This is a genomic window from Vibrio nitrifigilis (assembly GCF_015686695.1).
GTDB lineage: Bacteria > Pseudomonadota > Gammaproteobacteria > Enterobacterales > Vibrionaceae > Vibrio > Vibrio nitrifigilis.
Genome location: NZ_JADPMR010000001.1, coordinates 2,562,277 through 2,574,863, shown reverse-complemented (window position 1 = coordinate 2,574,863; position 12,587 = coordinate 2,562,277). Strand labels below are relative to the sequence as shown.

Genomic DNA, 12,587 nt, shown 5'->3' with positions numbered 1-12,587 from the left:
AATTACACCAATCGATGTGAGTTTGAAGAAGTAGAACCTAAACGTTCCATAGCATAAGAACCATCTAATACTCGGCTCCACCATTCTCGATTATTTAAATACCATTCAACGGTTTTACGAATACCAGATTCAAATGTTTCTTCGGGAATCCAGCCTAGTTCGCGACCAATTTTACTTGGGTCAATAGCATAACGAACATCGTGACCAGGACGGTCTGTTACATAAGTAATTAAATCCTGATATTGGGTAATACCTTTTGGCTTAGCAGGAACCAATTCTTCCAAGAGTGAACAAATAGTTTTCACTACTTCAATGTTCGCTTTTTCGTTATGGCCCCCGATGTTGTAGGTCTCGCCGACTTTCCCTTTAGTTACTACTTTATAAAGCGCACGGGCGTGATCTTCTACAAATAACCAGTCGCGGATTTGCATACCGTCACCATAAACAGGCAAAGCCTTACCATCTAATGCGTTTAGAATCGTTAGAGGGATAAGTTTTTCAGGGAAATGGAAAGGACCATAATTGTTTGAACAGTTAGTTACAATCGTTGGTAAACCATAAGTGCGTAGCCATGCGCGAACTAAATGGTCACTTGACGCTTTGGATGCAGAATACGGAGAAGAAGGCTCATATGAGGTTTCTTCAGTGAATAGATCGTCAGTCCCGTCTAAGTCACCATATACTTCATCGGTTGAAATATGATGGAAGCGAAATACCGATTTTTTATCGCTCTTAAGAGAATTCCAATAATTACGTGCAACTTCAAGTAAGGTATAAGTGCCAACAATATTGGTCTCAATAAACGCGGCTGGGCCGTCAATCGAACGATCAACATGAGATTCTGCGGCAAGGTGCATTACTGCATCAGGCTTGTGTTTCGCGAAAATACTCTCCATATCTTCTTTATCACAAATATCAGCATGCTCAAATGTGTACCTTGAACTCGATTCAATTTCAGTTAGTGATTCCAAATTTCCTGCATATGTTAATTTATCCACATTAACCACTTCATCAGGAGTGTGGTTAATAACATGTCTCACAACGGCTGAACCAATGAAGCCAGCACCACCAGTAATCAAAATTTTCATCTAACTGTGATTTCCATTTAAGTAATTGCGTAAGATAACTAGGTACGCCAAGGCTTACGCATGAGTTTAACGTTTTGTTAATTTCCAAATAAAACATATTCTCTAAATTCTGTATTAAGTCAGGGCACGGAAACCGCATGAACATTCCCGTCATTCAAGGCTTCCGAGAACCTTACTTAGATAGTTTTCATCCATCGCGCAACGCATTCTCTTACGCTGGATACCACCTTTCGCACTCGTTTCTTGCTTCAATAAGTTAAAACAAGCTTGACGGTTCCTCGATAATTCCTCGGCTCGATCATCTACTCTGATGCGACATTTATCTTCTCTAAAACCCACGTCTAATTGCCAGTGCATTGACTCCACTAACCAATGACTTTTGCTCGCATTATGCAGTTCTTCTGCACTCAATTTTTTTGAGCTGATGTAGTAGCGAACTGACACCTCTTTCTCTGAAGCGTGCTCGCTTTCTTGTCTTACATTGACCATGATGCCCCATGCTCTTCAATTCCGGCCATTCGTACTCAAGGTCACCTAGCACACTCAAGTCTTCATTCACCAGTGCACATCGAGTCTCTAATCGACCATGACTTTTGTCCTGACTTGAATAGCTATCGCCATCAAACTTCATCAACATCGAAGGCTTGTAGTAGTCGTTAAATGCCTGCTCTAAATTGCCTTGATTTCCCTTCACTGCCAGCAAGTAATCTGCACTTTTATCCACGATTTTCTGGGCTATTTTTCGTTGGCAACCCATCGCATCAATCGTGATTAAACAACCTGCAATATCTAACATTTCCAGTAGCTTGGGTATCTCTGTGATCTCGTTGGTTTTCTCGTTCACTTTGGATTGCGCCAAGCAAACACCATTCGCTGTCGCAAACACGTTAACCATATGGATCGCTTGATTACCTTTGGCTTTATTGTAAGACCCTCTCACCGTCTTTCCATCAACCGCAACAACCTCGCCTTTCGTGAGTTCATGGCAGTCTTTCATCCAATCAATAAAGGCCGATTGGAACTCTTTCGGATTGAGTAACCCCACCACTCTTGCCACGGTATCGGCAGACGGAATACCCGCTGAAAAATCGCCATAATGATTGAGAAAATCTCGTCTCATTTCACCAAAATCAACAATGCCTTCCCATGTATCTTGCCCTGATAAAACGCCACAAACCGTCAGTAAAATGATGTCTGACAATTTGTGGGGGACTTTACCCGTTTGTCGATAATCGGTTAAGGCTGAAAAATGCATAAATGGGTTCGCTAAATTGGTCATGAAAAGGCTCCGTTTTTTAATACGAAACCATTAGAAAACAATGAGAATGATCTACAAATCGATCCTTTGTTAATGTAAAAACATGCGAGAAAGGTCAATAAAAATCGTGTCGATATAAAGAATTCTGTCCTTAGTTCAGCCCTTTAAAATCAAGGATGTTCATGCGGTTTCCCTGCCCTGATGCTTTCCTCTGCATTAAACACGCTACCGCCCTTGGGTCAAGCTCCCAAAAGCGATATTCTGCTCAAAAATCAACATTCATTCAAAATGCGCGTAATCTTATAATAATTTTATTACCAGTTCGACCCAAACCCCTTCTTTCTTATTATTTTGTGATTACATGCTTTTTTCATTTCTATATAATTATTTTAATTCCAATTACGTTGATAGGTTCACTTATGATTATTGTAACAGGCGGCGCTGGTATGATTGGCAGCAACATCATAAAGGCTCTGAATGATTGCGGCATCGAAGATATCTTAGTTGTTGATCACCTCAAAAATGGTCGTAAATTTAAAAATCTCGTCGATTTAAAAATTGCCGACTATATGGATCGTGATGATTTTCTTACACAAATTATGGCAGGTGACGATTTCGGTCCGATCGAGGCCGTATTCCATGAAGGTGCGTGCTCTGCGACCACTGAATGGGATGGAAAATACATGATGCTCAATAACTATGAGTACTCAAAAGAGCTCTTACACTACTGTTTAGATCGCGATATTCCATTTCTCTATGCATCCTCAGCTGCCACTTATGGTGAAACACAAACCTTTATCGAAGAACCCGATTACGAAGGTGCACTCAACGTCTACGGTTATTCCAAACAACAATTTGACAATTATGTCCGTTTACTATGGAAAGATGCTGAGGAACATGGCGAAACGTTATCCCAAATTACCGGATTTCGTTATTTCAATGTTTATGGCCCTCGTGAACAACATAAAGGTTCAATGGCATCCGTTGCATTTCATCTAAACAACCAGATGAATGCTGGTGAAAATCCAAAATTATTTGAAGGCAGTGAACATTTTAGACGTGATTTTGTTTACGTAGGGGATGTAGCTGCGGTGAACTTGTGGTTTATGGAGCATGGTGTATCAGGTATTTATAACTGTGGTACAGGTAATGCAGAGTCTTTCGAAGAAGTTGCAAACGCTGTGATTAAGCACCATGGTCGCGGAACAATTGAAACGATTCCGTTCCCAGAGCATTTAAAAGGGGCATACCAAGAATTTACCCAAGCGGATCTAACTAAGCTGCGCAATGCCGGTTGTGATGTACAATTTAAAACTGTAGCAGAAGGCGTTGCACAATATATGCAGATTATTAACGGCTAGTTAGTACGTTTTAAGATTTATTCATTTTTTATAAGGCTTAAAACTATGAAAATTGCAGTAGCTGGTACGGGTTATGTTGGCCTGTCTAACGCGATGCTTCTCTCACAGCACCATGAAGTGGTAGCTTTAGATATCATTGAAGAAAAAGTGGCGATGCTTAATCAAAAGCAATCCCCCATTGTTGATACTGAAATCGAGCGTTTTTTAGCAACAAAAGAGCTTAATTTCACCGCTACTATGGATAAACATTTGGCTTATGAAGGTGCCGATTTTGTCGTGATAGCCACTCCAACTGATTACGATCCTGAGACTCATTACTTTAATACTTCATCAGTTGAAGCAGTGATCAAAGATGTAATGGCGATTAATCCATCAGCCACTATGATTATCAAATCAACAGTACCTGTTGGTTACACTGCAAAAATTAAAGAAGAGTTCAATTGTGAAAACATCATGTTCTCTCCTGAGTTTTTACGTGAAGGTAAAGCACTGTACGATAACTTGTACCCATCTCGTATCATTTTAGGTGAACAGAGTGACCGTGCTAAACGCTTTGCTGATTTACTCGTTGAAGGCGCTGAGAAAGAAGATATCGCCGTTATCTTTACTAATTCAACAGAAGCAGAAGCAGTTAAACTCTTTTCCAATACTTACCTTGCAATGCGCGTGTCTTACTTTAATGAACTGGATTCTTATGCAGAAGTACACGGCTTAAATGCTCGTCAAATTATTGAAGGGGTTGGCTTAGACCCTCGTATCGGTACTCACTACAATAACCCTTCATTTGGTTACGGCGGTTATTGTCTGCCAAAAGATACTAAGCAGCTATTAGCCAACTACCATGATGTACCGAATAACATCATTAATGCGATTGTTGATGCTAACCGTACTCGTAAGGACTTTATTGCTGACTGTATCTTGAAGCGCAATCCGAAGGTCGTCGGTATTTATCGTTTGATCATGAAATCTGGTTCTGACAATTTCCGAGCATCTTCAATTCAAGGCATTATGAAACGTCTAAAAGCGAAAGGGCTTGAAGTGATTATTTACGAACCTGTACTTAAAGAATCACACTTCTTTAACTCACGTAATGTCACTGATCTGAACGCATTTAAACAAGAAGCTGATGTGATTGTATCTAACCGTATGGCTGAAGAACTTGCCGATGTAAAAGATAAAGTGTACACCCGCGATTTGTTTGGTAATGACTAATCTATATTCGCTCCCTTAGCTAGGGAGCGAATTTTAATTGAAGCTGACTATCATTATCATTTATTAAATGATAATGAACTGATATACAGAAGAATATCCATTCAATTTTATTAAAAATTGCCTCATCTTTAAGTTGCTTCTCTTCCCTCGAAACAGTTCGCTGCTATACTACGCATCTAAATTAGCTGTTTTATTTCCCAAGATTCGAGAATTACATGTCGTCTCCATCTCGCAACGATTACGATCCAAAAGCCTATAATCCGCGCCTCTCTTGGCATTTTTTTACTCCAAAATATTGGGGAACTTGGCTACTTTTACTCGTGTGGATTCCCTTTTCTTTATTACCACACCGATTTCGCTACTGGTTATCGGTTAAAATCGCTAACAGAATGATCAAAAAGCAAAAAGGGACCATGCTCAATGCTCGAGCAAACCTTAAAGCGTGCTTTCCAGAAAAATCTGAGCAAGAGCGTGAAACTATTTTGCATCATACCTTGGTAACCTCCGGTGTTTTCCTGACCGGATTTGGTCTACTTACCTTACGAAATCGACACTGGCTACAACATCAATGTGATATACGTGGGATCGAACATGTCACTCAGCTTCAAGAGCAGGGTAGAAATATTATTCTACTCGTTCCCCACTCCTGGACTATCGATATCCCTGCTATTTTATTGGCCTCAATGAACTTACCTGTCGCGGCAATGGCCAAAAAACAGAAGAACGAAGTGTTAGATTGGTTGATGCACCGACAACGTGTTCAGTATGGCGGTAAAGTGCATGAACGTAGCGATGGTGTGAAGCCGTTTATCAAATCTGTGCGCGATGGATATTTAGGCTATTACCTTCCCGATCAAGATCATGGCGCCGAGGCGAGTGTTTTCGTCGATTTTTTTGCCACGACTAAAGCGACATTAAAAGGACTGGGCAAACTGACCAAAGTATCACGCGCGGCAATTGTGCCTGTTTTCGCTATGATAGATGCCAAAACAGGACGATATACTGTCGATATTTATCCAGCTTTTGAGAATTTCCCTCATGAAACAGAGGAGGAGGATGCACGAGAAATGAACCAATTTATCGAGCGTGCAGTCTCAACTAATCCAGAGCAATATATGTGGACGTTACGTCTGTTAAAAACACAGCCAAATGACGATAACGTTTATAAGCAAGCCAAACGACAACTTGCAGAAAAACAACAAAGCGGTAAGTGAATGAGTAAAGTGTTAGTAATCGGCCCTTCTTGGGTCGGTGATATGGTAATGTCGCAGTCGTTATACCAACGACTAAAGGAACAGGAGCCTGACATTCAGATTGATGTATTAGCTCCCGGCTGGTGTAAACCCATTCTTGAGCGCATGCCTCAGGTTCGCCGCGCCATCGAGATGCCTCTTAGTCATGGTAGTTTTGATTTAAAAACTCGCTTCCGTCTCGGTCGATCTTTAATTTCGGAGCAATACGACCGCGCTTATGTTCTACCTCGTTCTGCGAAATCTGCACTTGTTCCTTTCTTTGCCAAAATTCCTAAACGGGTAGGGTGGAAAGGAGAAATGCGTTATGGTCTTCTCAATGATATTCGCCCTAACCGCAATGACTTCCAGTATATGGTTGAACGTTTAGTCGCTCTTGCTCACCCTAAAAAAGAAATGGTGAATTCTGCCTCATTGGGCGGATTAGATACATTACCAGTGCCTAAATTGGTTGTTGATAAAGTACTGCAGCAAGCCACATTAGAAAAGTTTGACCTGTCATCTGACAAACCTATTTTGGGACTTTGTCCCGGTGCTGAGTTTGGCCCGGCGAAACAGTGGCCAGCGGAGAAATACGCTCAAGTTGCTCAATACGCTGCCGATAATGGATATCAGGTCTGGTTATTCGGTTCAGGAAAAGATAAACCGATTTGCGAAATTATCAAATCTCAAATCCGCGATGAGCAAAAAAAGGAATTACATGTTATAGCCGGTGAAACATCACTGATTGAAGCTGTGGATTTATTGGGGGCTTGTCAAACCGTGGTCAGTAATGATTCTGGACTGATGCACGTTGCAGCAGCTGTGGGTTGTGAAGTGATTGGTATCTACGGTTCAACATCTCCTGATTACACGCCACCGCTTTCAGACAAAGTTCATATTGTACATACGGATATTGAATGTCGTCCTTGTTTTAAACGTGAATGTCCACTTGGGCATTTGAAGTGTCTGAAGGACTTAGAAGCTATTAAAGTAACGCAATTATTATGACCAATATAAAACATATTTTCGAGCATGACCGCTACCACCTAGTTATGCTTTTAGCCGTGTTTGGCTATGCACTGTTTTCCATTCCATTTCCTGCTATAGGTAACTTTTGTCGCGCATTGTTACTAATTGGTTCTTTAGGCATGTTCTTTTTCCATAGAAAGACATTATTTAAGGATCCTATGATCATTGTGTTAGGGCTCTCTATTGGCATTACACTCATCAGCTGGATCAACAGCCAATTCGTTATACCTCACAGTGCTAAGGATTTTCCCGAATTTGATAGATTGGCGAGACTATTTATTTTTCTTCCTATGGCTTACTGGCTGAGAGGAAAACCTAGGGCCATTTTTCTATTATTTGCGCTATTTGCCATCGATTTCATTCTTGGTATGTTTGTAAAATCTAACTTCATCTCTGACTTATTACGTGGTTTAGAGGATGGATATAGACCTGATTTTAACATTAAGAATGCTCAATATACGTCTATGTTTTCGGGCTTTTTCTTTATATTAAGCTTTTTCTTAATCTACAAGCTAATCAACCTATCAAAAGATATAAAATCAAAATCACTATATTTAATAGGCTCTTTTATTATTCTTGCGTTCTTCTTCATCATAACGATGGTTTCTCAATCCAGAATGGTCTTTTTAGGGTTTATAATGATTATTATTACATTCCCTCTGCTACATAAAATAGCCTATGGAAGTACAAGTATCAAAAAGACAATTTTGTTTTATGTCATTGCTTCTCTACTGTTAGTACTACTTGGATTCCTTCTTTATCCTTATTTAGATCAAAGATTTAGCTATGGAGAAACCCATACTATTTACAAAGTGCTTCATTTGGACTTTACCAATATACCGATGTCTAGTGCTGGTATACGAATCAATTCTTGGGTTGAAGCAAGTAAATGGATCGTATTGCATCCATTAATTGGTGTTGGAATACATGGTCCAGGCGAAGTCATCATTAACTCCTATCTTTTCCAAAGCAGAATAGATGAAGACTACGCAACAATATTAGGTCTAAGGCATTTACATAGCTTTTATATGGATACCTTAGTTAGCTACGGTGTTATTGGCTTATTCATACTTTTGAGTATGTATTTTTTTGTTGTTCGTTCTTTATTGAAATTAAAAAATGTCTTGTCAGATTCAAGCTTCATTATTCTTTTAGCATTATGTATTGTGGTTTACTGGCTGACAATTAATGGGTTTGAATCATTCAACTTCCGTACTTACGGTGTGTTAACACATAACGTCTTTATGGCGGGTCTATACTCATTTGCCTTTTCACGCAGACTATTTCCACCTAAAGAAACAGGTGAATTGTCATCATGAAAGTCGCAGTTGTTGTTAATACCTTGAAAGTCGGCGGAATGGAGCGAGTTGCGGTTAATTTGGCAGATGCTTTTCAATCGCAAGGGCATCAGACCGATTTAATCTATTTAAAAAATCGTAAAGTTGAATTAAAACCCAATGATCCAGAGATTCCCGTACATCTGTTTGATCTGAAGAAAGACGTATTCAAAACAGGTGTGGGAGCACTTTGGTTTGGTGCTTGCCGTTTATCTAACGTGCTATTACGTAAAACCTTCCCACTGTTCTTTGCTTATGCTGAAGCGCAGGCCTTCAAAAAAAGATTAACTGCCCTAGAGCAAGAATCAGGTCAGCCGTTTGATCTGATTGTTTTTCGTGGTCATGGTACTTTTGAGCATATTTGGCCTTTGGCGGATCCTCGCTTTGTGTTTGCCTGTGAAAGTGTTCAACCGCAAGAACATTACGGAAAGCTCTCTCGTTGGGCATTTAATCAGTTATATGGTAATCGCCATATGGTGTGTATCTCTAACGGCGTCATGGATAACTTCCAAGAGATGGTGCAGCGTTACGATATTCGACCTAAAGATGCCACTCTGATTAGCAACCCTGTTGAGTTTGACTATATCGCCCAATATCCTGATGCTGGCCGCGATGTATTGCATTCAAAACCTTATATTCTTGGGTTGGGCAGACTCAATCCAGTTAAAAACTTTCCTTTACTTATTCGCGCCTATCACCACTTAGTTAAAACACAGCAAATCGAGCAGGATCTTGTGATTGTTGGGGAAGGGAAAGAACGCTCTTCGCTAGAAGCGCTTGTGCAAGAGCTTGGCTTAACCGAACGAGTCAGTTTTAAAGGGCTACAAACGCCCTCTTATCCTTGGTTTAGGCATGCTGATGTGTTTGTGTTAAGTTCTAAGTCGGAAGGTTTAGGGATGGTGCTAATAGAAGCTCTTGCTTGTGGTGCCCCTATCGCGGCGACCAATTGCCCAGGCGGTGTTCCTCATATTATGTGTGGTGAATTAAGCCATTATTTATCTGACATGACGCCTGAAGCACTAGCAGATAAAATCCTATCAGCGATGAATACGCCAAAAACGGAAAGCTATCAACGTGATGTTGAGCTATCGCTTGCTCAATTTGATGGGAAGAATATTGTTGATACCTTTGTCAAAACGTACGCAGCAAAATAATACTCAGAACGTTTATCAATTCCCTCACCCACGGACTCGCTGATATCCCCCTCCCCAACCCTCCCCAAGGGGAGGGAGCTGGTCCAACGATCGCGAATATTTCAACGTTCAATGAACCAACAGGCCAAACACATCTATAGTGGTCAATAAATTCCAAGCTCGATCTGGTTCAGCGTTCGCTGATAATAAAGTGATTATTTCTGCGTAGTTTGCAGTAATTGCTGCTGGAATTGCAGCCCTTCGACGACAGTAAAGACTTCGGCCGCTTTGATATGTGTTTGAAAATACGTATGGTTTCCGTAATAGCGATACCCATAACCAAACCGTTTTTCCTTCCACCAGCGCTTCAACTTCTTATCAAATTTTAAATTAGCTTTAAGATCGTGCATGGTATCAAACGAAACCACTTTAGCTTTTTGCTCTTCTAACGTGAGTGGATGACTAAACACTTTCACTTGTTTGATCTTTTGATATTCACTAAAGAAAGGCGCTAACGCTGTATTAGTATGTTCGGGACCATAAGGAAAATCTCGAATGCCTCGTAAATGGTTTACATACATCAAGACATGACGTGGATGATACTGGCTTTGCTCCATTGCCATCGCTAATGCGAGTGCCGCAGCACGATGCTCAAAATGAGGGTCAACTTCAGGATCTGTGACTAATACCGTTGCTGGCTGAATTCTGGTCAATAGTTCCGCTAATTCAGATACCATAGCCCGTGGAGAATTCTCACCGACTAAGTCGTTAGATAAACTAATACGGTTCAAACGGCGAAATGCAGTTGGGTTAACATTCTGTCCCACACCATACGTAACCGCTTTTTCTGGCTCATTTAATAAATTCTCAACGGTCACCCCAGTATAACCCAGGTAAACGAGTTGATTCTCAGGTACTCCAGCCAGAAGTGGAGTTGTCATACTATTCCAGTTACGGATTGCAGCTTTACGCTGAATACCAGTTTCCATGTTGTCATCCAACCCTGGGATATATTGCTTATCCAGCTTCTGGAGAGTTTCACCAGCATAGAGCGTCACTATCCAGATATTACGATGCCACTTAGCATAAAGGCCATAAGCGGCTAATTCTGCATCATCCGCATGAGGGGCGATAATCAGTGTTGGCCCTTGTTCAAGTGGCGGATTGGTAAAAAACAACAAATGGGCATCACTATCCACTTGGCAATCTATAGCCTTTAGCTCGACTGATGCCAGATCGGAAAACTGCGATAAATTTAAATAACGACGTCCCTTCTGCCCTGCTTCGTAGTATTGCTGATATTCGCGACCTTCCGGGCTCATATCAGGGTGAGACATTTCGATATGTCCCATTTTCTTTTTACTACTCGCAGTGTAATGAAACTCAAGTAGCACGGTAACATTCGTTAGTTTCGATAGTTCACTCGTATCAAACGATAACATCCCATTTTTATTAATCTGGGTCGGCAGTCGCCAGTCTGGTGTTAAAGGATGTTGGTAATCAAGATTCTTCATGGGGAAATAATCCGGCTAAAGTATTGTTAATTGAGCCTCGGTTACGGTTTACCACCTGCTGCGCTTGGGCACCTTGCTCAGCGATTTTTTCTGGTTCATTAAACAGTGTTATCAACTGTTGGCTAATCGCGTCTGATGAATCGCATACAACAGTTGCTTGGGCTGCTAATAACTGATTCGTAATATCGGTAAAATTAAAATAACTAGGTCCTGTTATGGTTGGTAACCCTAGCGCTGCGGGTTCAAGTAAATTGTGCCCACCTACTTTATCTCCAATTAGGCTTCCCCCCATAAAACAGATATCACAAGCCGCAAGTAATTGCTTCATTTCACCCATGGTGTCTGCTAAGTAGACCTGTATATCATGACCAATTTCTGTTGCTTGCGTTCTTCTTACGGCACGAAGCTTCATTTGCTTAACTAACTCAAATACCGATTGAAAACGCTCCGGGTGGCGAGGAACCAACACTAACAGTGCATCAGGATATTTCTCAAGAAGATATTGATGAGCATTCAATACGATTTCATCTTCTCCTTGGTGGGTACTCGCAGCTATCCATACTTGGCGCTGTTGCCCGATTGTATTTCGCAAAGACGACCCCGCGGCCTTGTCCTCTGGAGATATCGATATATCAAACTTTAACGACCCCGTTACCGATAATTGATCATGGGAAAAACCCAGTTGAGCAAAACGTTGTGCATCATCTTGATGCAAACAGTAAATATGATGAATATGACGCGCTAAAAAGCGGCCAAGTGACGCTAATTTTTGATACCTCTGAGCACTTCGCTCCGAAAGCCGGGCGTTAATAATGGAAATAGGAATCCCTTGCTGATGGGTAACTGCCAACGTATTTGGCCACAATTCTGTTTCCATAATGAGCAATTGGCTAGGGGTAATAGTGCGAATAAAGCGCTTTATCGCCCAAGGAAAGTCTAATGGCATAAAGCGGTGTTCGACCAAATCTCCTAGCTTTTCAGCTTGTTGAGCACCGGTCGTGGTGGTTGTCGTCAAGACTACCGTTTTATTTGGATAACGTTTTTTTAATGTTCGGACAAAATCACTCGCACCTAACACTTCACCGACAGACACGGTATGCAGCCAAATAATTTCATCGGCTTGTTTATGCGTTACTGGTGCACAAAAACCAAAGTACTCTTTCCAGCGTTTCCCAATATGAGGTTTATCCGCATGCTTTTTGAGTAATGAATAAAGGAAAAATGGCGAGACTAACGTGATGAGTAAAGTGTACAGCGCTCGAAACATATCAGTGGGTATCAACCTGGTTGGGAGTTAAGCATTGCCTAAACTCACGGAAATAACGATTGGGGTTATTTTGGTCGAAATTAGAGGAGAAATCACGAATATTTGATGAATAACTTGAGTTTTGACTTATGTAAACGAAGTCTCCAGATCATTTTG

Annotated in this window: 9 protein-coding genes and 1 pseudogene; 6 read left to right on the top strand and 4 right to left on the bottom strand. The window is 41.0% G+C overall.

From position 1 onward, the window contains the following. Positions 1–2: 2 nt before the first annotated feature. Positions 3–1,088 (bottom strand): dTDP-glucose 4,6-dehydratase, encoded by a 1,086-nt coding sequence (gene rfbB / locus I1A42_RS11390; RefSeq protein ID WP_196123529.1) that lies wholly within the window; start codon positions 1,086–1,088, stop codon positions 3–5. A gap of 150 nt (positions 1,089–1,238) precedes the next feature. Continuing rightward, a pseudogene (locus I1A42_RS11385) lies at positions 1,239–2,367 on the bottom strand (ISAs1 family transposase). A 398-nt stretch (positions 2,368–2,765) separates the two neighbouring features. On the opposite strand from I1A42_RS11385, the gene rfaD reads away from it, so the two are divergent. From rfaD to I1A42_RS11355, 6 genes are all read left to right on the top strand, one after another. After that, entirely contained in the window at positions 2,766–3,707 is a 942-nt protein-coding gene (gene rfaD, locus I1A42_RS11380) for an ADP-glyceromanno-heptose 6-epimerase (protein ID WP_196123528.1), read from the top strand. A 45-nt stretch (positions 3,708–3,752) separates the two neighbouring features. Next, positions 3,753–4,919, top strand: coding sequence for a nucleotide sugar dehydrogenase (locus I1A42_RS11375; RefSeq protein WP_196123527.1), 1,167 nt, complete (start codon positions 3,753–3,755; stop codon positions 4,917–4,919). Positions 4,920–5,134: 215 nt separating this feature from the next. Further along, entirely contained in the window at positions 5,135–6,133 is a 999-nt protein-coding gene (gene lpxM, locus I1A42_RS11370) for a lauroyl-Kdo(2)-lipid IV(A) myristoyltransferase (RefSeq protein ID WP_196123526.1), read from the top strand. Next, positions 6,134–7,159, top strand: coding sequence for a lipopolysaccharide heptosyltransferase II (waaF, locus tag I1A42_RS11365; RefSeq protein ID WP_196123525.1), 1,026 nt, complete (start codon positions 6,134–6,136; stop codon positions 7,157–7,159). Further along, positions 7,156–8,499, top strand: coding sequence for an O-antigen ligase family protein (locus I1A42_RS11360; RefSeq protein WP_196123524.1), 1,344 nt, complete (start codon positions 7,156–7,158; stop codon positions 8,497–8,499). Before waaF ends, I1A42_RS11360 begins: the two co-directional genes overlap by 4 nt. Next, the gene (locus I1A42_RS11355) at positions 8,496–9,671 is read left to right on the top strand and encodes a glycosyltransferase (RefSeq protein ID WP_196123523.1); all 1,176 of its coding nucleotides are present in this window, start codon (positions 8,496–8,498) and stop codon (positions 9,669–9,671) included. The genes I1A42_RS11360 and I1A42_RS11355 overlap by 4 nt, the downstream gene beginning before the upstream one ends. Positions 9,672–9,865: 194 nt before the next feature. On the opposite strand, the gene I1A42_RS11350 is transcribed toward I1A42_RS11355, so the two are convergent. Continuing rightward, a complete protein-coding gene (locus I1A42_RS11350; protein ID WP_196123522.1) occupies positions 9,866–11,164 on the bottom strand; it encodes a PIG-L family deacetylase in 1,299 nt (432 codons plus the stop codon). After that, positions 11,151–12,431: a lipid IV(A) 3-deoxy-D-manno-octulosonic acid transferase gene (gene waaA, locus I1A42_RS11345; protein WP_196123521.1), complete on the bottom strand. Its 1,281-nt coding sequence runs from the start codon at positions 12,429–12,431 to the stop codon at positions 11,151–11,153. Before waaA ends, I1A42_RS11350 begins: the two co-directional genes overlap by 14 nt. Positions 12,432–12,587 lie beyond the last annotated feature (156 nt).